Annotated in this window: 23 protein-coding genes and 1 tRNA gene; 16 read left to right on the plus strand and 8 right to left on the minus strand. The window is 61.3% G+C overall.

Annotated features, from left to right (window positions below; genetic code table 11):
- The first annotated feature begins 16 nt into the window (after positions 1 to 16).
- Entirely contained in the window at positions 17 to 1171 is a 1155-nt protein-coding gene (locus DIC75_RS06665) for a PQQ-dependent sugar dehydrogenase (protein WP_250987252.1), read from the plus strand.
- On the opposite strand, the gene DIC75_RS06670 is transcribed toward DIC75_RS06665, so the two are convergent.
- The 5 genes from DIC75_RS06670 to DIC75_RS06690 form a co-directional block, all read right to left on the minus strand.
- Positions 1152 to 1751 carry a DUF2179 domain-containing protein gene (locus DIC75_RS06670; RefSeq protein ID WP_250987253.1) on the minus strand — a complete coding sequence of 200 codons (600 nt, stop codon included), beginning with the start codon at positions 1749 to 1751 and terminating at the stop codon, positions 1152 to 1154. The genes DIC75_RS06665 and DIC75_RS06670 overlap by 20 nt on opposite strands.
- Positions 1752 to 2256: 505 nt before the next feature.
- The gene (locus tag DIC75_RS06675) at positions 2257 to 2892 is read right to left on the minus strand and encodes an ArsR/SmtB family transcription factor (protein ID WP_250987254.1); all 636 of its coding nucleotides are present in this window, start codon (positions 2890 to 2892) and stop codon (positions 2257 to 2259) included.
- Positions 2885 to 5629 carry an alanine--tRNA ligase gene (gene alaS, locus DIC75_RS06680; protein WP_250987255.1) on the minus strand — a complete coding sequence of 915 codons (2745 nt, stop codon included), beginning with the start codon at positions 5627 to 5629 and terminating at the stop codon, positions 2885 to 2887. Before alaS ends, DIC75_RS06675 begins: the two co-directional genes overlap by 8 nt.
- A gap of 61 nt (positions 5630 to 5690) precedes the next feature.
- Positions 5691 to 6008 carry an SWIM zinc finger family protein gene (locus DIC75_RS06685; RefSeq protein ID WP_250987256.1) on the minus strand — a complete coding sequence of 106 codons (318 nt, stop codon included), beginning with the start codon at positions 6006 to 6008 and terminating at the stop codon, positions 5691 to 5693.
- On the minus strand, positions 6005 to 6715 hold the full coding sequence (locus DIC75_RS06690) for a Nif3-like dinuclear metal center hexameric protein (protein ID WP_250987257.1): 711 nt from the start codon (positions 6713 to 6715) through the stop codon (positions 6005 to 6007). Before DIC75_RS06690 ends, DIC75_RS06685 begins: the two co-directional genes overlap by 4 nt.
- A 258-nt stretch (positions 6716 to 6973) precedes the next feature.
- On the opposite strand from DIC75_RS06690, the gene DIC75_RS06695 reads away from it, so the two are divergent.
- The 4 genes from DIC75_RS06695 (at position 6974) to DIC75_RS06710 (ending at position 11066) form a co-directional block, all read left to right on the plus strand.
- The gene (locus DIC75_RS06695; RefSeq protein ID WP_250987258.1) at positions 6974 to 8269 is read left to right on the plus strand and encodes a PEGA domain-containing protein; all 1296 of its coding nucleotides are present in this window, start codon (positions 6974 to 6976) and stop codon (positions 8267 to 8269) included.
- A 180-nt stretch (positions 8270 to 8449) separates the two neighbouring features.
- A complete protein-coding gene (locus DIC75_RS06700) occupies positions 8450 to 9958 on the plus strand; it encodes a homocysteine biosynthesis protein (protein ID WP_250987259.1) in 1509 nt (502 codons plus the stop codon).
- Entirely contained in the window at positions 9955 to 10353 is a 399-nt protein-coding gene (locus tag DIC75_RS06705) for a 4Fe-4S binding protein (protein WP_250987260.1), read from the plus strand. Before DIC75_RS06700 ends, DIC75_RS06705 begins: the two co-directional genes overlap by 4 nt.
- Positions 10350 to 11066 (plus strand): UPF0280 family protein, encoded by a 717-nt coding sequence (locus tag DIC75_RS06710; protein ID WP_250987817.1) that lies wholly within the window; start codon positions 10350 to 10352, stop codon positions 11064 to 11066. Before DIC75_RS06705 ends, DIC75_RS06710 begins: the two co-directional genes overlap by 4 nt.
- Here the strand turns inward: DIC75_RS06710 and DIC75_RS06715 are convergent.
- Positions 11063 to 11455: a hypothetical protein gene (locus DIC75_RS06715; protein ID WP_250987261.1), complete on the minus strand. Its 393-nt coding sequence runs from the start codon at positions 11453 to 11455 to the stop codon at positions 11063 to 11065. The two genes, DIC75_RS06710 and DIC75_RS06715, sit on opposite strands and share 4 nt — an antisense overlap.
- 129 nt (positions 11456 to 11584) lie before the next feature.
- Here DIC75_RS06715 and DIC75_RS06720 point away from each other — a divergent pair, with 129 nt between their 5' ends.
- The 5 genes from DIC75_RS06720 to DIC75_RS06740 all read left to right on the plus strand — a co-directional run bounded on the left by DIC75_RS06720 (position 11585) and on the right by DIC75_RS06740 (position 14615).
- A complete protein-coding gene (locus tag DIC75_RS06720; protein WP_250987262.1) occupies positions 11585 to 11863 on the plus strand; it encodes a MarR family transcriptional regulator in 279 nt (92 codons plus the stop codon).
- Between the two features lie 5 nt (positions 11864 to 11868).
- On the plus strand, positions 11869 to 12393 hold the full coding sequence (locus tag DIC75_RS06725) for a tRNA (cytidine(56)-2'-O)-methyltransferase (protein WP_250987263.1): 525 nt from the start codon (positions 11869 to 11871) through the stop codon (positions 12391 to 12393).
- Positions 12390 to 13466, plus strand: coding sequence for an ATP-grasp domain-containing protein (locus DIC75_RS06730; protein WP_250987264.1), 1077 nt, complete (start codon positions 12390 to 12392; stop codon positions 13464 to 13466). The genes DIC75_RS06725 and DIC75_RS06730 overlap by 4 nt, the downstream gene beginning before the upstream one ends.
- Before the next feature lie 149 nt (positions 13467 to 13615).
- Positions 13616 to 14137 carry a transcription factor gene (locus DIC75_RS06735; protein WP_250987265.1) on the plus strand — a complete coding sequence of 174 codons (522 nt, stop codon included), beginning with the start codon at positions 13616 to 13618 and terminating at the stop codon, positions 14135 to 14137.
- On the plus strand, positions 14130 to 14615 hold the full coding sequence (locus DIC75_RS06740) for an HDIG domain-containing metalloprotein (RefSeq protein WP_250987266.1): 486 nt from the start codon (positions 14130 to 14132) through the stop codon (positions 14613 to 14615). Before DIC75_RS06735 ends, DIC75_RS06740 begins: the two co-directional genes overlap by 8 nt.
- Here the strand turns inward: DIC75_RS06740 and trpY are convergent.
- Positions 14608 to 15111, minus strand: a complete 504-nt coding sequence (gene trpY / locus DIC75_RS06745; protein ID WP_250987267.1) for a TrpY family transcription regulator — start codon at positions 15109 to 15111, stop codon at positions 14608 to 14610. The genes DIC75_RS06740 and trpY overlap by 8 nt on opposite strands.
- A 180-nt stretch (positions 15112 to 15291) precedes the next feature.
- Here trpY and DIC75_RS06750 point away from each other — a divergent pair.
- Together DIC75_RS06750 and DIC75_RS06755 are read left to right on the plus strand one after the other, a co-directional pair.
- Positions 15292 to 15376: transfer RNA gene (locus tag DIC75_RS06750), tRNA-Leu, on the plus strand.
- A gap of 522 nt (positions 15377 to 15898) precedes the next feature.
- Positions 15899 to 16777, plus strand: a complete 879-nt coding sequence (locus DIC75_RS06755) for an alpha/beta fold hydrolase (protein ID WP_250987268.1) — start codon at positions 15899 to 15901, stop codon at positions 16775 to 16777.
- A gap of 124 nt (positions 16778 to 16901) precedes the next feature.
- On the opposite strand, the gene DIC75_RS06760 is transcribed toward DIC75_RS06755, so the two are convergent.
- On the minus strand, positions 16902 to 17327 hold the full coding sequence (locus tag DIC75_RS06760) for a hypothetical protein (RefSeq protein WP_250987269.1): 426 nt from the start codon (positions 17325 to 17327) through the stop codon (positions 16902 to 16904).
- Between the two features lie 266 nt (positions 17328 to 17593).
- Here DIC75_RS06760 and DIC75_RS06765 point away from each other — a divergent pair, with 266 nt between their 5' ends.
- The 4 genes from DIC75_RS06765 (at position 17594) to DIC75_RS06780 (ending at position 20779) form a co-directional block, all read left to right on the plus strand.
- On the plus strand, positions 17594 to 18418 hold the full coding sequence (locus DIC75_RS06765; RefSeq protein WP_250987270.1) for an EFR1 family ferrodoxin: 825 nt from the start codon (positions 17594 to 17596) through the stop codon (positions 18416 to 18418).
- Positions 18419 to 18477: 59 nt separating this feature from the next.
- Positions 18478 to 19320, plus strand: coding sequence for an NAD(+) diphosphatase (nudC, locus tag DIC75_RS06770; protein WP_250987271.1), 843 nt, complete (start codon positions 18478 to 18480; stop codon positions 19318 to 19320).
- Positions 19321 to 19435: 115 nt separating this feature from the next.
- Entirely contained in the window at positions 19436 to 20020 is a 585-nt protein-coding gene (locus tag DIC75_RS06775; RefSeq protein WP_250987272.1) for a flavodoxin family protein, read from the plus strand.
- A 33-nt stretch (positions 20021 to 20053) separates the two neighbouring features.
- The gene (locus DIC75_RS06780) at positions 20054 to 20779 is read left to right on the plus strand and encodes a TetR/AcrR family transcriptional regulator (RefSeq protein ID WP_250987273.1); all 726 of its coding nucleotides are present in this window, start codon (positions 20054 to 20056) and stop codon (positions 20777 to 20779) included.
- The last annotated feature ends 391 nt before the right edge of the window (positions 20780 to 21170 follow it).

The following is a 21170-nucleotide window of genomic DNA, read 5'->3' on the forward strand; positions in this document are numbered from 1 at the left end:
CCGGAGATGACCCTCCATGACACGCCGGACTGTTATCATCCTTGCCGCTGTTGCGGTGATTGCCCTCCTCGGGATCGCCGTGGCCGTCGTGATGCCGCCGGGGGGCACCACAGGCACCCTGCCGCTCGATACGATCACCCTGCCGCCGGGGTTTGCGATCGACGTCTATGCCGGGAACGTCACCGGGGCGCGGTCCATGACCATGTCCCCGAACGGGACGCTCTTTGTCGGGAGCCGCGGCCCCGGGAACGTCTACGCCATACCCGACCGCGACGGCGACGGGAGGGGGGACGAGGTGATCACCATCGCAAGCGGTCTTGATTCCCCGAACGGCGTCGCGCTCCGGAACGGTTCCCTCTACGTTGCCGAGATCGGCCGCGTCCTGCGGTATGACGATATCGAGGCGAACCTTGCCGATCCGCCTGAGGCGGCGGTGGTGAGCGAAGACTTCCCGGGCGATGCGTCGCACGGGTGGAAGTTCATCGCGTTCGGGCCCGACGGAAAACTCTACGTCCCGGTGGGCGTGCCCTGCAACGTCTGCGACCCCGAAGACGAGCGGTTCGGCACCATCCTCCGGATGAACCCGGACGGGACCGATCTCGAGGTCTATGCCCGGGGCATCAGGAACACCGTGGGCTTCGACTGGCACCCCCGGACCGGCGACCTCTGGTTCACCGACAACGGCCGGGACTGGCTCGGCGACGACGTCCCGCCGGACGAGCTGAACCGGGCACCGGAAGCGGGGATGCACTTTGGGTTCCCCTACTGCCACGGGCGGTCGATCCCCGACCCGGAGTTCGGGGCGGGGCAGTCGTGCGGGAACTTCACGCCGCCGGAGCAGGAACTCGGGCCGCACGTCGCCGCGCTCGGGATGCAGTTCTATACCGGCGAGCAGTTCCCGGAGGAGTACCGGGAGAGGATCTTCATCGCCGAGCACGGTTCCTGGAACCGGCTGGAACCTATCGGCTACCGGGTGACGATGGTCGAACTCGAGAACGGCACGCCCGTCTCCTACGAGGCCTTCGCGGAGGGCTGGCTCCAGGGGCGCGATGCATGGGGACGGCCGGTTGACGTCGAGGTCGCGAACGACGGCTCGCTCCTGGTCTCGGACGACCGGGCGAACGCCGTCTATCGGATAACCTACCCCGGGGTCACTTCCCCTTCCGGATGACCCGTCCCAGGTGGAACGGGGCCGGGCCCGGCACAGTGACCGGGAACGTCCCCTCCGCCGCCCGCCGGACATCCTCGATCGAGTAGAACGCCTTCGGGTTGAACTCGTGGATGGCGTCCTCCACGTCGCGGATGTTCTTTCTCTTGACCACCGAGAAGAGAACCTTGCCGGGGCCCTGTTTCCCCTGGGCGTCGAGGACGGTCACCCCGTAGCCGGCGGCACGGAGGTAGTCGATGAGGTTGGTCGCGTCCCGCTGGGTGATGATCCGGACAAGAGCAAGCCCCATCGCCAGCCGTTCTTCGACGAGCATCCCGATGTAGTTCCCGGTGCCGAACCCGGCCGCGTAGGCGAAGTAGTTGAGCGGGTTCGTGAGGTTCTGAAAGATCTGCCCGACGGCGATGATCCAGATGAAGACCTCGACGAACCCGAGGACCGGGGCGACCATCTTCATCCCCCGGGACACAAAGATGATCCGCATCGTCCCGATGGTGACGTCACAGATCCGCGCAAAGAAGATGAATAACGGGACTATGACCAGCGAGAAGACCTCCGGGTCGATCTCCGGGACGATGCCGAGCATGGATCATGGTTGACGGGCGGGTATTATATTTTTATCCATATTGAAATATATGTCGGACACAAAAAATCCCGGAAACCCATTTTTAAGGGATACTGCACAAAAATGCACGGGAAACAGGTTGAAATGGTGCGCAGATCATGCGGATGATCGCGGCGTCCGACAGCGTTTCACCCCCACGCCCGGAGGGAGAAGACATTCTCCCGGAGAGGATCGACACCGGCTCTCCATGACCACGGGCCCGTCGGCATCGCGAAGATCGTCACCCGGGGGATGGCAGCCCGTAACCGGAGTTCCGACGGAACATCCCTGGCATAGCCTTATGACATTAGAGTCGGATGGGAATGTGTGGTGAGATACCATGCCGAAGTGTTACAGTTGCGGTGCAGAGATCAACCCGAAGAAGACGCGATGCCCCAAATGCGGGGCGAAGGTTGAGGCCGGAAGCGGAAAACAGCCACAAGCCGGAGTTGCCGGGAGGAGACCGTAAAAGACCCCGGAAACGCTCTCACCGGACCTCTTCTATCCGTTCCTGCTCTTTTTCCACCCGGTAGCGCGGGGAGGTGCGCCACCAGTAGAAGACCTCGTAGACCAGCAGCGCCAGCAGCACCGCGCAGGCGCCGAAGAAGAAGCCCATCACCAGGTCGTGGACCGGCGGCGCCCCGGCACCATCGAGGGTGGGGGCCTGGAGCGTCGAGAACTCTTTATCCTCTCCGACGCTCCTTGAGGCGGGTTCCACGTTCCAGGATGGCGGCAGCACCGCCGGGAGGATTGCCCAGAGTCCGAGGCTCGCGAGGACGACGACCCCGAAAAGCGTCGCGTACTTCTGCAGCACCGACCGCAGATCGCTTGCCGGCGACGCGATGATGAGGACCTGGTTCGCAAGGCCGTAGACCTTCACCTCGCGTCCTTTCTCGCTCCACCGGGTCTCCATAACCTCAAGGAGCCCGGCGTCGAGGAGGTTCTCGATGTGGTAAGAGGCGGTGGTGATGGGGATCTTCATCTGCCGGGCGACCTGCGACGACGTCAGCGGCCCGCCACCGAAGGCCTGGATGACCGCGTTCGCCGTCTGGCTCGCCATTGCCCGGGCGATCTTCTGTGCCCGCTCATCGCCCGGCTGAATAACTACGACATCGTCAACCATGGAGTGCTTCAAGAATCCGACTGCGCCCGTGTTCGAGCGCCTCTTCGAGCCGGGAGGCGTCCGAGCCTGCGCCCTGCGCAAGGTTCGGCTTGCCGCCGCCCTTCCCGCCGAGGACGCCGCAGGTCTCCCGCACGATATCGGCGGCGTTCACCGTCGGTACTCCCGACGCCGCCACCACCTTCACGTTTCCGTCCCCCGATGCAAAGAGTGCCACGCCGCCCCCGTCGGCGACGGTGGTGGCGAGTGCGACGAGTTCCTTATGGGTCGCGTCCAGTTCTCTGACGACGATCCTGACCCCGTCCACCATCTCGCCGTCGAGGTTCTGCATCTCGAGGTCCACCACCTTCTTCTGGAGGCGTTCGATCTCTTTCTTCTGTTCCTTCCACTCCCCAAAGAAGCGTGCTACCGTCGCCGGAAGGTTCTCGGGCTGGACGCTCACCACATCGGCAGACGTCTCGAGGAGTTCCGCCATGTGCTGTACTGCATGCACGGCAGCGATACCGGCCGCAAAGACCAGCCGCTCGACGCCGTCCTGGATGTGCTCGACGCCGAGGATCCTGATAGGCCCGATCTCGCCGGTTGTCCGGACGTGCGTTCCCGCACACGCCTGCACGTCGCTCCCCACCTGCACCGTCCTGATCTCCCGGCCCGGCGGGACGCCGCCCTGGTAGAGGCCGAACCCGTACTTCTGCTCGGCCTTCGTCCGCTCCTCGATATGGACGTAGACCGGCGTATCGGCCATGACCAGACGGTTCGCCTCAAGCTCGATCCTCCTGAGCTCTTCGGGCGTGATATGCGTGTAATGCCGGATATCCAGGCGGGAAGCCTCGCTCCCCTTCTGGGCGCCCGCCTGGTGCACGTGGACGCCGAGCACCTGCTGTGCGGCGTGCAGGAGGACGTGGGTCGCCGTGTGGTGGCGCATCAGCGACCACCGGCGTTCCTCGTCCACCATGCCCTTCACCCGGTCGCCACGCATCAGGGGGCCCCCCGTGACCCGGTGAAGGATCACCTCCCCGAGTTTCACGACCTCCTCCACCCGCACCATGCTATCGGACGTCACCAGGGTGCCGGTATCGGACGGCTGACCGCCTCCCTCGGGGTAGAAGAGCGTCTGGTCCAGCACCGCCATCCCGTCGAAGTAGTCGAGCACCATCGCCTCGAACTCGATCTCGTTCGGGAGCTCGTAGTAGAGTTTCTTTGTGGGAGGGAGAGCTTTCGCCCGCTCGCGGTATCGGGCAAGCGGGTCCTCCCCCTTCGCCTCCTTCTGTGCCTCCGAATGAGAGTCGGCAATCAGCGAGTAGAAGTTGTCGGGGATCTCCACGACGGCGCCCTCGGCGGCGGCGACCTCCTTTATCATCTCGGGCGGGATGCCGTGCGAGTCGTAGAGGGTGATGACCTCCTCGAGGGGGACACGGGAACTCTTTGCCTTGTAGTTCCGGGCGATCTTCTGGACGATCCGGGTCCCGCGCTCGAGGGTGCTTGCGTACCTCACCTCCTCGTTTGCCACGATCTCCCTGACCACACCCACGTCCTGCTCGAAGTTCTCGGTCCCCACGACCTGCATCTGTGCTTCGATCAGGTCTGAGAGGTCGTCGTCCATCGAGAGGTCGTTCATCATCCGGAGCGTCCGGCGAAGGACGAGCCGGGCGAGGTACCCCTCACGGATATTGGAGGGGACGATGCAGTCGCCGAGCATGTAGGCGAGACAGCGGGTGTGGTCGGCGATCGAGTAGACCTTCTCGATCGGGACGACGATCCGCTCGAGCCGTTCGACGGGTACGTCGATCGCTTCGGCGACCTTCCTCCTGAGGTTGTAGAGGTTCGTCCCGGAGATGTCCATCACCCCGGCGAACCGGGCGCTGAGCCCCATGATCTTCGTGAACTCGGGGTTGTCGAGGAGGTTCTCCAGGTGGGCCGAATGCATCAGGCGGCTCACCATCTCCGGGAAGACCGCGTCGTAGATCGTCGGCGAACCCTTCGAGGCCCAGACGAACCGCTCGAGGCCGTAGCCGGTATCCACGATCTTCAGCCGCATCGGGTAGTAGGGCACCCCGTTCACGTCGACGGGCGGCTGATCGGTCTTCTGCCGCCCGAGGTTCATGAAGACCAGCGTCGCGACCTCGAGACCGCCGATGAGCACCTCGACGGAGGCTCCGGCGTTCCCGCCGCCGTACCAGGGGTGCTCCTTGTAGCTGACCCGGTTGAGATCGCCCCCGATGGACTTGACGAACTCGTCGCAGAGGGCGACCGTCTGGTCCTTCCAGTAGATCTGCTCCTCCGGGGTGTTGAAGGCGTGGTGCGCCATCATCTCAAAAAGCGTCAGGTGGCGTCCGGATCTCCCAACGGAGTCGAGGTCGTTTAGGCGGATGCAGGGCTGGGAGATGGTCAGCGGGTTCGCCGGCGGGGGGACGACCCCGCTCGTGACGAACGGCTGGAAGTCGGCGATGGATGCGATGGTGAGGTAGATATCGTCTCTCCAGCGGGCGGCTACGGGGTATCGTTCGAGGCGTGTATGACCGTGCCGCTCAAAGAACGAGAGGAAGGCCTCCCGCATCTCATCAACGCTATGGGGCTTGAAGACCGGGTTGCCGATGAAGTTATACGTTACACACGGAGCGTCGCCGCAGAACTCTTGTTCGGGGTCCCGGGTCCAGAAGGCCGCCCCGCAACTCCTGCAGACCTTCCGCTCAAACCCTTCGGACCTGAAATAATCGAGCGTATATTCTTCCTCGAGCATTGAAAATCACGCAGCATAAATTGGTATGATTGTGACCGATATAGTTGTTTGTGCGGATTGTTCAAGGTTTCCAGGTGTCCTGGTACCAGAGGTCGTAGGATTCATATAATCCCGTCCTCTCGGCGATGCGTACTGCAAGGATGTGCCAGCATTCGCGTCCCCGGAAGAGAAAGTCGCTGCAGGTGCAGAAGTCGCCTTCAACGATATACTCGTCGCTGCGTCCGACCACGATGAAGAAGTCCCGGTAGCGCTTCACCTGCCCTGCATCGACGGCTTCAAGCGCTTTTCTCCCCCGCTCCCCGTAGACCCGCTCGATGCAGGTGCGGAACTCCGGTGTCAGCGCCCGGTCCCGCTCGATCCTCTGCCAGATGCTGCTCATGGAACTACCACTACGTGTGGCGGATCAGGGATATAATGCCACCCCATGCGGGATGCGAGAGCCTCCATGGCCGGGGCCTCGAGCGCGTAGTGGGTGGCCTCGAGGCAGGGTATGGGCGATGCACGGGCCACGCTGTGCTTCAGCTCCGCCGAGAGGAACGCCTCCGCCCCGAGGTCGACGGCCTCCCGGATCAGGTCGGGATCAAACCCGCTCCCCCCCACGACCGCCAGGCGCCGGATCGTCCCGACCTCCCCGTAGACCCGGATCCCTCCGCCGGGGAGGCGGCGGGCGATCTCGTTCGCGTCGAGGGAGCAGTCGCCGACGAGGCCGGCGGCCATCCGCTCCGTCCGTGATAGATCGAGCCGGGATGCCAGGACGTCGTTGACGCCTCCGGGGGCATGGTCGAAGTTCGTGTGCATGACATAGAGGTTCATGCCGGCGGCAAGGAGGGTCCGGAGCAGGCGCGACGTCGGGCCCCTGACCGCCGTGACCGGGCTCCAGAGGGGCGTATGGTGGACGACCAGCATATCCGCACCGGCGAGAACTGCGGCCTCCGCCACGCGCTCTGTGGCATCGAGCGCACAGCAGACGGTCCCGATCTCGTCCTTCCCCTCGACGACGAGACCGATCCTCCCGGCATCGTATTCCTCGGCCAGTTCGGGCGGAGCGACCTGCTCCAGTGCGGCGATGATCCTCCGGATATCCATGCAGTACCCCGTATGGATCTCACGGGATAAAAAGAGTGGATGAAGTTGCCGGGAACCCCCGCTCAGAGGAGGGCCGTTCGACCCCACCGCGTGAGAGTGGTTCGGGCCGGGCGAACCCCGGCATCCCATGATATTTTGCTGTCTTCCGGGAGAAAAAGAGCCGGTATCGTCGAAAAGCCGAGGAGATTCGATAGATCAAATAGAAATAGTTATCCCCAAAAAAACCGAAATTCGTTTGTCATCCATCGGAGATAGATCATGGTGAAAAAGTTTGTTATCGGAATGATGCTTCTCTTTCTCTGCGCCGGCATTCCTGCCGTATCCGCAATCGGAGGAGATGAGGGATGGTACCGCGTCCACTGCAACATCGACGGTGCCAATGTTTACTTTGACGGAAGCTACCAGGGTACCACGTACGGAGGATCGCTCGATGTCCCGGTCTACACCACCGGGGCGCCCTACAGTTCCTTCCGGGTAGAGAAGAGCGGTTACCAGGCATACTCCGGCAGCCTGCCCTCGAGCCCCGCGGCGGGCCAGACCGTGGACGTCTACGCGACGCTGCAGCCGATCGAGACCGCCGGTTCGATCCGCGTCTCGTCGAGCCCCTCCGGATCGGCGATCTACCTGAACGGGAACTACCGGGGAGTGGCGCCGCTCACGATCCAGAGCCTCTCCCCCGGCACCTACTCCCTTGAGGCAGACCACTCGGGCTACCAGTCCGACTATGCGACCGTCACGGTCAAAGCAGGGCAGCAGTCGAATGTCCAGTTCACCCTGACCCCGATCGAGCAGTACGGGTCGATCAAGGTCACTTCCTCCCCTTCCGGTGCGTACGTCTACATGGACGGGACCTACAAGGGCAAGACTCCCCTGACGCTCACGAGCGTCTCTACCGCGAAGCACAACATCGAGCTCGACCTTGCCAACTACTATGACTGGAGGTCGAGCGTGACCGTGAGCCCCGGCGTGACCAGTTACGTCAACGCCCAGTTGTCGGCCGTTCCCTCCGAGACTACCGGGGGTATCGACGTGGTCTCCTACCCGGCAGGAGCCGACGTCTTCCTTGACGACAAGTACCAGGGCAAGACTCCCTCGGCCGGAGTGTATACGATCTCGAACGTCCCGGTCGGCTCCCATACCGTCAGGGTAGCTCTCTCCGGCTACCAGGACTACACGACGGGGGTCGTCGTCAGCGGGGCAACCACGAGCCATGTCAGTGCGGCGCTCCAGCCCGGTCAGGCCAGCACGACGGGCTCCATTGCGGTCACCTCCTCTCCCTCCGGCGCCGAGGTCTACATCGACAACGCCTATAAGGGCATCACCCCGCTGACCGTCGACGGCGTTGCCGCCGGAACCCACGCGGTCAGGGTGGCGCTTGCAGGCTACGGCGACTGGTCGACCAGCGTCCAGGTCGGTGCCGGAAGCACCGCCTCGGCCTCGGCCTCGCTCTCGCCCGTGCCGACCCAGGCGCCCCACACAGGCACGGCGCCCTTCGCCGTGATAGGGGCGCTCGGCGTCCTCGGGCTCCTCGTTGTCCTGCACAGGCGGGACTGAACGTAGAGAACCCCACCTTTTTTTTGCCCGGGCACGGAGCGGCCGGGTCGTGAAGCGGGAGATGCATGCCTCCCGGGGGTTATTCCGGATCGACCGTGCCGGCAGGGCTCCATACCCGGACACAATATTACCTAAAGTAATAATCAACACCTATAAATATTCTAAAATGAATATACGTTCATGGAAAAGTCCCTGGACCTCATCAACGCCCGGATACGCGACGGTACTGCACGAGTCGTTACCGCCGAAGAGATGCCGGGCATTGTCGACGAGTTAGGAGAGGAAGGGGCACTGGAGGAGGTCGACGTCGTCACGACCGGGACGTTCGGGGCAATGTGCTCCTCCGGCGCATTCTTCAACTTCGGGCACGCCGACCCCCCCATCCGGATGGAGCGCGTCTGGCTCAACGACGTGGAAGCATACGCGGGAATAGCGGCGGTCGACGCCTACCTGGGCGCAACCCAGGAGGCCGACGCCAAGGACCGCCTCTACGGCGGCGCCCATGTCCTCGAAGAACTCGTGGCGGGGAGTACCGTCGAACTGCGGGCGACCTCCCGCGGGACCGACTGCTACCCGCGCCGGAGCATCGTCACGGAACTGCTGCTCGAGGATATGAACCAGGCGGTCATGGTGAACCCGAGAAACGCCTACCAGCGCTACAACGCGGCGGCGAACACCACCGACCGGACGCTCCACACCTACATGGGGACCCTCCTCCCGCGGTGCGGCAACGTCTCCTACTCCGGCGCAGGGACGCTCTCGCCGCTCGCAAACGACCCCGGATTCAGGGTCATCGGGAGCGGCATCCCGATCTTCCTTGCCGGTGCACAGGGCATGGTGGTCGGCGAGGGCACCCAGCACTCGGCGGGCGGCGGATTCGGGACGCTGATGGTGACCGGGGACATGAAACGGATGCGTCAGGAGTTCCTGCGGGCGGCGGTGATGAACGGCTACGGCGTGACGCTGTACGTCGGCATCGGCGTCCCGATACCGGTGCTCGATACCGGTATCGTCCGGAGCACGGCGGTGCGGGACGAGGATATCCTGACCGATATCATCGATTACGGCACCCCCCGGCGGGACCGGCCGTCGCTTGCGAAGGTCAGTTACGCCGACCTCAGGAGCGGGTCCGTCGAGGTCGGGGGGGAGACGATCAGGACGTCGTCGCTCTCCAGCTATCGGCGGGCACGGGCGGTGGCGCTGGAACTCAAAGACTGGATAGAGAGAGGAAAGATGGAACTTGCGCTCCCCACCCGGCTGCTTGACCCGACAAAACGCTCAAAACCCATGCGGGAGACGGCGGTCAGCCCCCGCGTCCGCGACATCATGAACCGGCAGGTGATCAGCATCACGGAAGACGAGGAGATCCGGGTGGCGGCAAAGCGGCTCTTGAAAGACGAGACGAATCACCTCCCGGTCCTTGACGGCAACGGCACGCTGGTCGGGATCATCACCACCTACGACGTCTCGAAGGCGGTGGTGACCGACGGGAAACTGCGGCAGGTGAAGGATATCATGACCCGGAAGGTGATCAAGACCACCCCCGACGAGCCGGTGGATGTCGCCGCCCGGAAACTGGAGCAGAACAACATCAGCGCACTCCCGGTAGTCGATACGACGAACCGGGTGGTCGGCATCCTCTCGGCGATCGATCTCGGAAAACTCTTCGGCGGGAGGCGGCGACGATGAAACTCCTGCTGACGTTCTCCCGGAAAGGGAAAGCCGACCCCGGGAGGGAACCGGTGATCGCCCGGGTGGTGAAGGAGACCGGCGTCCTCGTCAACGTCGAGAAGGCCAACATCGACTCGATGGCCGGCGAGGTGCTGATCGACATCCCTGACGCGGACGCGGACCTGGTCCGGCGGCGCCTCGAGGAGATGGGGGTCGCGGTACGCGTGATGGAGAACGCCGTCGCTCTCGACGAGGCGGAATGCGTCGACTGCGGCGCCTGCATCAGTGTCTGCCCCCAGGAGGTCTTCTCCTTCGACGAAGAGTGGCGCCTCCGCGTGAGATCCGAGCGGTGCGTCCTCTGCGGCAAGTGCATCCAGGCGTGCCCGCACGGGGCCCTCTCGCAACAGGGATGATCCGGGAGCACTTCGAGTTCCGGCAGACGATCGCGACGATCCTCGCCGACGACTCCCGGCACATCGCGGCGGCAAAATCCGGCATGCTGAACGCCCGGCGGGAGGTCGAGCGGCAGATCGCTCTCGACCCCTATTTTTCGGCAACGCTCGAGCCGTATCTCCCAAAGATCCCGGAGAGGACACCCGATCGCATGGCCCGGGCCGCGGCAGCTGCCGGGGTCGGGCCGATGGCTGCGGTGGCGGGTGCGATAGCCTGGGCCGGGGTGGAGGCGATGGTCGAGGAGGGCGCGACGTTTGCCCTCATCGACAACGGGGGGGATATCGCTCTTGTGAGCGACCGCGAGGTCAAAATAGGCATCTACGCGGGCACGTCTTCCTTAAGCGGGCGTATCGCGTTCCTGTTACCGCCGCAGAACGAGATCCTCGGCATCTGCACCTCATCGGCGACGGTGGGCCCCTCGATCAGTTTCGGCGTCGCCGATGCCGTGACGGTCTTTGCCCCCGACGTCGCCGCCGCGGACGCCTGGGCGACGGCGATCTGCAACCGGCTAACGGCAGACGACACCTCCGTCCTCGACGCCCTCCCGGGGACGGGCATACGGGGCGTGCTTGCCGTCGTCGGCGACGCGGTCGTCCGCTGGGGGGACCTCCCCACGGTCGTGCGGGCGAAGGTGGACGAACGGCTGATCACCGCCGGCCGATCGCCCGTCTAGAGGCACTCGTCCAGGTACCGGATCGTCTCCTCGTATGCGTGCTCCCCTTCAAACCGTGCCAGTGTATTCTCGCCGTCGGTGATCAGGAGGACGGGCTCTCCATCTTTCATGCCAAAGATCACCTCGTAGAGATCGATCTCGTCGATGACGACCCCCGGCGCGAGGTCGGATGCCGCGTGGAGCTGCAGCCGTTCCATCGTCAACTCGTCCGGCGTCTCCCGGAAAAAGTAGTAGAATACCTGGTAGGCGTTGAGGAGGTCGGAGGAGAGCAGCGCTCCCCGGGTCTCTCCGTCAAGCGTATCAAGCCTCTTCGCAAGAAGTTCGTCGTCGTCGCCGCTCGCCTCAAAGAGTCCGTCGGCAAGGTCCGCCAGTTCTGCATAATCGACCATACTCGGTTCCCACCATACCTTCCGCCGCCCTGCACCGGCCTGAGAACCGCCGATAGCGGCCCGCAGAGCCGGAACGGTGCGGGCAGTGCATGAATAACTATATCGGTCTGTCCGGAAAAAAGAATAGGTGTGCGTGAGGAAGATCTGGACTGGGCAATATATCACCTGATTCCCGAAACCGGCGGCATTGCGGTCGGAGACCTGGCAGCAGCCACCGGCTTTGAACCAGGTGTGGTCACGGCGTCGCTTGAGCGTCTCAAGCGCTATCTCCTGGTCCGGCAGGCCGGGGAGACGGTGCGCCTCCTCTCCATCCAGGAGTCGTTGATCGAGTGCCAGTGCCGGTACACGAATGATATGCCGTTCGTCATCGAGAACGGCGTTATCAGGGCGAAGAGGAGCGAGGAGTGAGCGATATGCCCGACGTAGCGGTGCTCCGGATAGGCCACCGGCCCGAACGCGACCAGCGGGTGACGACCCATGTCGGGCTCGCGGCGCGGGCGCTCGGGGCCCGGGGAATGTACCTCGCCGCAGACGACCACGGCGTGATCGCGAGCATCGAGGACGTGGCCTCACGGTGGGGAGGAGACTTCTTCGTGGAGAACGACGTGAAGTGGCGGCGGTGCATCCAGGACTGGAAAGCCGCCGGCGGCAAGGTCGCCCACCTCACGATGTACGGACTCCGGATGACCGACGTCATCGACGAGATCCGCGGAGAGGAGCGGGTGCTCGTCGTGGTGGGGGCGGAGAAGGTGCCGGGCGACATCTACGGCCTTTCCGACTACAACGTCTCGGTGACGACCCAGCCCCACTCCGAGATATCGAGCCTCGCCCTCTTCCTCGACCACCTCTTCGAGGGGAAGGAACTCAACCGTGAGTACCCGGACGCGAAGATCCGGATCGAGCCGACGAAAGTGGGGAAGAAGACGGTGGAGCAGTGAGAGGCCGGGTTCTGGTTGCGGGGTTCGCCACGCGGCACGTGGCGCAGTCGGCCCGCCGGGCCGGCTACACGGTCTACGCCGTCGACCATTTCTGCGACCAGGACCTCGGCTGGTACGCGGAGGACTGCCTCTCGTTCGACGAACTCGCCGAACTCCCGGAGAAGATAGCCGAACTTGCCGCCCGCCACCCGGTGGACGCGCTGGTCGTCGCCTCGGGCGCCGAGGCTGTCGGGACGACGATCCCGCTCTGCGGTACGCCGCCTGCGAAAGTGGAGCGGTTCCTCGACAAACTGGAGATCCAGCGGTTCTTCGAGGGGCTGGAGGTGCCGGTCCCGCCGCTCGCCGGGGGCGAAGACTTCCCGGTGATGGTCAAGCCGCGCCGGGGAGCGGGAGGATGGAGGAACGCGGTCGCGAGGACCGCAGAGGAACTCCGCCGGTGGGAGGAGGCCTGGCCGGACGTGCCCTACGTCGCCCAGCACCTCGTCGACGGGGTCCCGTCGAGCGTCTCCTGCGTCGCCGACGGCCGGCGCGCCCGGGCAATCGCGGTCAACCGGCAGATCCTGCGGGGCGAGGGCGAGAGTGCGCACGGGTTTGCCGGGTCGGTCACCCCGTTCTCTCATCCCCTCGCCGGGGAGATGGTAGCGTGCGCGGAGAGGATCGCGGCGGCGAGCGGATGCGTGGGCTCGGTCGGGATCGACTTCATGGCGGGGGAGAGACCCTGGGCGATCGAGATCAACCCCCGGTTCCAGGCAACCCTGGATACGGTCGAGATGGCGATCGGGGAGAGCGTCTTTGCCATGCACATGAACGCCTGCCGCGGGGTGATCCCGGCGGCCAGGCCTGCGGCACGGCAGGTCGCGGTCCGGCGGATCCTCTTTTCGGAGCGGGATATGCGGCTTGACGCGGACCTCTCGGCGCTTGCGCCCCGGATCGCCGACATCCCCTGGCCCGGAACCGAGTTCGAGGAGGGGCACGCCATCGTGAGCGTCTTCGGGTGCGGAAAGACGGAGGCAGCGGCGTATGCAGACCTGGAGAGGAATACCGGGGCTGTCCGGAGGCTGATCGGGGAATGAACCCCATGAAATCCTCATCTCTGCCGTGAGAGGCTGCCCGGCCCCACATACACGGGAAAGGGAATTAAGGATTGAGAGCAGAGTATGGTAAGCATCGATGCTGGAACATATACTATTATACGATTATCCATTATGGGAGAGATTTGAGCATGGTATCCGTCACTGAACTGTTAAACGATCCGGCAATCAACGCCTACATTCTGCGCATGATCGGAGAGGAGGGAATCGAACTTCTCAGGCGGTTCCCCGAAGGAGGGGAGCACAGTGACGAGGAACTTGCCGAGATGACCGGGGTCAACCTCAACACCGTCCGCCACACTCTCTACACGCTCTACGAGAGGCGCCTCGCCGAGTACCGGCGGCTGAAGAACACCGAGACCGGCTGGCTCACCTACCTCTGGCACCTCCGCCTGGACCGCGTCCACGACGTGCTTGAGGAGGAGATCCGGGATGTGCTCGAGCACCTTGACGCCCGGCTCACCTATGAGGAGAAGAACGACTTTTACATGTGCAAGAACTGCAGCGTCGTCTACACCTTCACGGATGCGGCGAACTGGAACTTCGAATGCCCGAACTGCGAGGAGATGCTCGAGCACTTCGACAACGAACTCATCGCCAGCGCCCTCAGGAGAAGGGTCGATAAGATCAAGGAGAGCCTCGGGAGTGCGTGAAGAGGACTGCATCGCCCTCCTCAGGCGCGCCGGATGCTCCGGGGGGGTCATCGCCCACTGCCGGGCGGTGCGCGACCTTGCGCTCACCTACGCGTCCGACTCGATAGTCGACCGCGACCAGGTCCAGGCCGGGGCCCTCCTCCACGATATCGGCAGGGGGGTGACGCACGATCTACGCCACGCCGAGGTCGGCGGCGCACTATGCCGGTCGTTCGGTCTCGACGAGGCGATCGCCGCCATCGTCGAGCGGCACATCGGCGCCGGGCTGACGGCCGACGAGTGTTCGCTCTTAAACCTCGTGCCGCGCGACTGCATGCCCCGGACGCTCGAGGAGAAGATCGTCGCCCACGCGGACAACCTGGTGAAGGGGACCCGCACCATCACGCTCGAAGAGCGGCTGCAGCGTTCAATTGCCCTCCCGCGGAGGCAGAGAGAGCGGATCCGCCGGCTCGGGCTTGAGATGGAGCTCTTCAGATAATCAACTGTTTTACCTGCGGGAGCGCACGCAGGCGTTCGTAGACCGATGCCGGGACCGGGGCCTCGTCCACGATCATCACGAGTTTGGGCTCTTGTGCGAGGTAGGGGTCGGTGACGAAGATCTGGCGGATGGTGAGGTCATGGTCGACGAGGACTTTGACCGCCGCGCCGACGATCCCCTTCTGGTGCGCGTCTTTAGGGAAGAGCGTGATGACCGAGAGGCCGAGGGCCTCGGCGACCCTGCTTAAGTCGGGCGCGGCGCGCATCCGGATAAAGACCTCCCGCAGTTCCGGGTTCTCGAGAATACGGCGGGCTGTGGCGTCGACGACCCTGCGGTCGGTCTCGATCGCCCTGCCGATATGCGTGGCCGGGATCTCGATGCCGTTGCAGACGATGCGCCCCTCTTCGTTGATGCCGAACCCATTCTCGAGCAGGAACCGGACGACGCGGCCCTGGGACGGTGAATCGGCGAACTCCCGTGAGATGTCAGCCCACATGCGGGATCGTTGGAACCGGGCGCATAAATACGCATCGAAGACGGTTCAGGGGCGCTGGAGCACGGGTCTGTGCACAACGGGAAGGTCACGCGGGGACGTGCGGCCATCTCGTCCACGAGAGGCCGGGTTCCGGCAGAGCAAGATATTTTATGTTGCAGCGCGTTGTATAGAGGGAACAGAGCGAGGGTTGCCAAGCCAGGTCAAAGGCGCCAGGTTGAGGGCCTGGTCTCGTAGGAGTTCGAGCGTTCGAATCGCTCCCCTCGCATTTCGATTTTCGGTTATAAGTATCTCCGACGAATCGGACTCTTGTTAACAGGTAAGCAACTTTCGTTTTCATCTCCCGGGCTGTTCTGGCGTGCGGAGCGCGGATAAGTAGAGTTTACATTAGAATCCCTGGAGAGCCGTATTCCACCTTTAAGCCGGTCGGAGGGTTGTGTGAGTGCGGGCATGTTAAGGATTGATCCGGTTCGAATTGTCACCCCTGCTCCCTGTATCGTGGGTATATAGAACGAAAACCCACCCCTGTCATCATGGGGGGTTTCAGGGCCAAAAAAGACTATTCATCGTTCGCAAGGAAGTATCAACTCCGGATTCGACTCGCCTATCACCGGCGAAATCTTTTTGTGATGAACAGTTATCATCGGGGGTCTGCCTGCCGGGAGGATCTTCGGTCTTATTTTGGGATAAGAAGGGTTTCCCATCGGAGGCGGACAGGAAATCTTCCAGTGCCACTGACTGCCCCGGCACTGGAACCAGATGAAATGGTGCAACCAGGACGGTGAGTACAATGCCTACTATCAGGACGAAAGATAACACCCAGATTTACTATAAGGATTGGGGAAGCGGACAGCCGGTGGTCTTCAGTCATGGCTGGCCGCTGAGTTCGGATGCCTGGGAAGACCAGATGATCTTCCTGGCCGACCATGGATATCGTTGCATTGCCCATGACCGTCGCGGTCATGGACGATCCGACCAGCCCTGGAACGGGAACGACATGGACACCTACGCGGATGACCTCGCGACCCTGGTCGAAGCGCTCGACATCAGGGATGCGATCCACATCGGCCATTCCACAGGAGGTGGCGAAGTCGCCCGCTACATCGGTCGCCACGGCACTGACCGTGTGGCGAAAACTGTGTTGATCGACGCGGTGCCGCCTCATATGCTCAAAACGGCTGCCAACCCCGGCGGGATCCCGATAGAGGCCTTCGATGAGGTCCGTGCTGCTGTCCTCGCCGACCGTTCGCAGTACTTCAAGGACTTTAGTTCCCCGTTCTATGGTGCCAATCGGCCGGGTTCCAGGGTCTCGCAGGGTCTTCGGGACACGTTCTGGCTTCAGAGTGTGACGGCCGGACATAAAGCCGTATACGACTGCATCAAGGCCTTCTCCGAGACTGATTTTACTGAAGACCTCAAGAAGTTCGATGTCCCGACCCTCATTATCCACGGCGACGACGATCAGATCGTGCCCATCGGAGTCTCCGCAATGCTTTCATCCAGGATAGTCAGAGGCGCCATTCTCAAAGTATATCCGGGCGCTCCGCACGGCATCTGTTCGACCCACAAGGACCAGATCAATGCGGATCTGCTCGCGTTCATCAAGGGTGAGAGGGTCCCCGATATATCCATGGAGTCCAGGATGGAGCCGGCCGCAGGGGCGAGATAGAATAATTCAATTTTTTGATTCCCTGCCGATTGATAAATGTCTATACTTCAACAAAAGACGGTGAAAATGTTAGATGCCTACCTGTGCCCGCTGATCCCCTCGCGACTCTGGATTTCCATGACAATTACGGCACGCCCCATTCTGCCAGCCGCTCCCGCACATGCTTATTCAGCGTAAACGATTTCCCGTTCTTCGTGTTCTGCTTCATGTAGTGGAGCGTTCCCTTCGAGAATCCCATCTTCTTCCATTCGGCATACGGCACATTCAGGATTTTTTGCCGAATCTCATCCGAATCCTGCCGCTCAACCGTATACATAGGAGTCACGAAAGCCGACATCGTCTTCTTGCCAATCAGATAGTGCGCCAGCTCTCGGGCCTTCAGGAGCATGACGTAGTGCCAGGGGTACTCCTTCCCCAGATACGGCACCGTTTTGTTGAACCAACGGTTCACCTCCCCGGTAACGTTGCGCGTGCCGGCAACCCGAAGGAAGGCGCTGCATTCAGATTTACGTTCAAAACCGGCCGGGCAAGAAAGCAGAGAAGGATTCATTTAACCTAACTCACAGTTATTTAATAACCGATAGTTATAATATGAATGAGAATGATGATCCTTTAGTGAAACTGCCTCCGGGCAGAATCCCGGAGATTGCACCTCCCTGTGGGAGAGGGATGAATCACATGGATTCTCGACGCAAAAGCGAGAATCCTGTAGAAACAGGGGTAGATCGGAAAGGCCCAGGCCAGAGTCCCGTGAGCGTGAAATCGAATGAAAGGCGTTGAATGTGGAATTCATCCACAATTGATGGAGTAAATGAAATGAAAACGGAATCCGTGAAACTGGTTTACTTTTCGCCTACTGGAACGACAAAAGCGGTTGTTTTGGGCATTGCACGCGGATTGAATCCCGCCAACGTGGAATTGCTGGATATTACCCGACCCGATGCGAGAAAACAGCCACTAAAAACATCGGAAAAAGAACTACTCATTATCGGCGTGCCGGTATATATGGGAAGGGTGCCGGCACTGGTAACCGAATGGCTGCACGCGATGAAAGCCCAAAATACGCCTGCAGTATGTGTCGTCGTCTATGGTAATCGTGCATATGAAGATGCACTCCTCGAGCTGAAAGATATCCTGGCTAAGTGCGGATGTAAACCGGTCGCCGGCGCAGCATTTATCGGGGAGCATTCGTTTTCCACCGACGAAACACCGACCGCCGTGGGTCGCCCGGATTCGGGGGACCTGGAACATGCAGAATTATTCGGGCAGAAGATATGGGAAAAACTTCAGTCTGTTTCATCAGCCGACCGGATTTCTGAAGTAATAATCCCCGGCTGTCATCCGTATCGGGTAGAGCCGTGCCATCCTTACCGGAGAGATTCGATATTCTGGAATGTTGATTTCATTGCGGTCAGCGATGCGTGCATACAGTGCGGGATTTGTGCAGAGAGATGCCCTGTCGGTGCCATCGATCCGGAAAACAGCAGGGCGATCGACACTGAAAACTGCATCACGTGCTGCGCCTGCATCAAACACTGTCCCGAGCATGCGAGAACGATGAAACCCGGTCTGGTCAGGGACGCTTCACTGCGCCTTTATACGCTTTATAACGAGCGAAAGGAGCCGGAATACTTCCTGTGATGAGCACCACACTTCGGGCACAAAGGAGAACTTCCACGGATACATACTGAGGATATCATATGGAGCACCGCCCATTCTACGCTGTCCATCCCCTCCTCCCGGTCTACCCCGAACCGGAGGACCCGTCGCCTGCACGGAAACGCTGGATCCTGGTCCGGGACGGTTCCGTGCTCTTCAAGAGCAACCCGGCATCCGGCACCGTTCTCATGCCGAACCCGCTCCCCGCCGGTCTGGCGTGCGGTGCGCCGGTGTATCTCGGCACCCGCGACGACATCATCTATTACGCAGCCGAGGTCCCTGCCGGTGCCACGCCGCCGGGCGGCTGGCAGCAGTCGCCGGTCCGGGAACTTTCCGGAAAGGTTTCGGACAGCGACATGGCCGTTGCCTCCTATGCCGTGCGGATCCTTGACTTCGACCGGTCGAATACCTTCTGCGGCAGGTGCGGTGCAAAAACCCGCCCGCTCACGACCGAGCGGGCACGGATCTGCACGGCCTGCAGCCGCATCGTCTACCCCCGGATCTCCCCCGCCATCATCGTGCTGATTAAAAAGGGGGAGGAGGTCCTGCTCGCCCGTTCCCCCCGCTCCCCGCCGGGGGTCTTCTCGGTCATCGCCGGCTTCAATGAACCCGGTGAGAACCTCGAGCAGACCGTCCACCGCGAAGTCGGCGAGGAAGTCGGCGTTGCGGTGCAAAATCTCCGGTACTTCGGGAGCGAGCCATGGCCGTTTCCCGATTCGCTCATGATCGGCTTTGTCGCAGACCATGCCGGAGGAGAGATCCGGATCGACAACCGGGAGATTGAAGCCGCCGGCTGGTTTACCCGCGGCACCCTGCCCCCCGTTCCCTCGAAGGCGAGCATCTCGCGGGCGCTCATCGAGGCCTGGATCCGGCGGGAGGTCTGACCCCGCCGGGTGTAACAAACGAAAGGAGCATGAATGTTTTCTCCTACCGAATTGAATTGACGGGAAAGATCAAAATCCGAATTGCATGGACAAAAAAGGTAACGAGGGATTCATCATGACGAAAGTGATCGCGATCAACGGCAGCCCCCGGAGAGATGGAAACACTTCCATTCTGATGAGACATATCATAGAAGAACTTGAAAAAGAAGGTATCACCACTGAAGAAGTGAATCTGGGCGGATGCGTGGCACGGGGATGTACTGCCTGCATGAAATGTCGGGAGAATCAGGACGGACATTGTGTTTTTGACGATGATACCGTCAACACCTGCATCGACAAAATGGTCGAAGCGGATGGGATTATTCTCGGTTCACCGGTGTACTTCCTGGACGTCACGGCCGAGATGAAGGGATTGATCGACCGGGCAGGGTTTGTAGCAATGGCCAATAGAGACCTTTTCCAGCGCAAGGTCGGCGTTGCAGTAACCGTAATGCGCAGGGCCGGAGCCACCGCCGCTCTGAATACGATGATCAACTTCATGGTATTTTCCGGCATGATCATCCCGGGCAAACCCGTTATCGGCCTTGGGAGAGAGATCGGAGCTGTTAATCGGGATGAGGAGGGAATCGGGCGTGCCCATGATACCGGAAAGAACATGGCGTGGCTGCTTAAAGCGCTTGAGGCCTCGCGTGAATCATAAACCAGAAGACCAGACAATAACTGGAGAATCGGGATGGGAATAGCCGATAGACGACAACGAGAAAAGGAACAGCGAAAGACCGAGATCATAGATGCAGCCGAGCGTCTCTTTTTTTCCCGGAGTTACGAAGATGTTTCCATGGATGATATCGCCCAAGAGGTCGAACTGAATAAGGCTACCATCTATCTGTATTTTAGAAATAAGGAGACACTTTACGCTACTATTGTTCTCCGTGGCGTCCAGATCCTCAAGGAAAAATATACGGAATGCATGGAGAAACAGGTTCCCGGAATCGTCAAGGTAGCCCTGATGGGCCAGGCCTATTATCAGTTCTCACAGGAATACCCCGACTATCTTCGAATGATCCATTTTTACGGTTCTGAGCGTTTTTCCAGAGAGAACCCGTGTACCGCAGAGATTGGAAAGGGATATGGTACCTGCCGTATGATCCTGGCGGATGCGATCCGGGAGGGTATCGATGACGGCACAATACGAGCCGATCTCGATCCGTTCCTGACTTCGATGTATCTTATGATCTCCTTCATGGGTATCCTCTCCATGGAAAACAAATGGAAACTGGTGATCGAGGCGGAAGGGTTCAGTTACGAACAGTTCACGAGTGAATTCTTCCGCTTCATTACTCCGGCAATTTCTTCCGGTGAGCAATCTCACAAAATGGATGTCAAGGATTTCCCAGCATCTGGATTCTTTTTAACCGGATCTGTGGCACCTGAGAAGAAAAAGGGAGAAAAATCTTAACCTTTTAGAATTTTGAAGTCGGATTTTTTTTACATCTGTTGCATTTTATATTCTTGATTCGTGCCTGTTCCATACGAGACAGGCGATCTCAGCCCGGGATCATAAAAACGCTGATTTCGGTCTACAAGAATCTGACCCATTTGGAGCGATCTGCCCGGCGACAAAATGCCTAACTTTGAAAAGTCAGGGGAATCGTGAATCGGCGGTTGACCTCCTCGGTAACTTTGCACGCGCCCGTGGGTCGGAGCCGGACGACGCCGGCCCCCTCGCTCTGCGTTGAGGGCTGTGCCCCTCCGTGCGGACTGTCGGTGGGCAGAGAATGCCCGAGCACCGCCTGCCGGGTGGGGAACAGTACTGTTGTGACGGAGCCCAGAGCTCCTGCCGTATCGAA

Source organism: Methanoculleus oceani, from assembly GCF_023702065.1.
Classification (GTDB): Archaea; Halobacteriota; Methanomicrobia; order Methanomicrobiales; family Methanoculleaceae; genus Methanoculleus; species Methanoculleus oceani.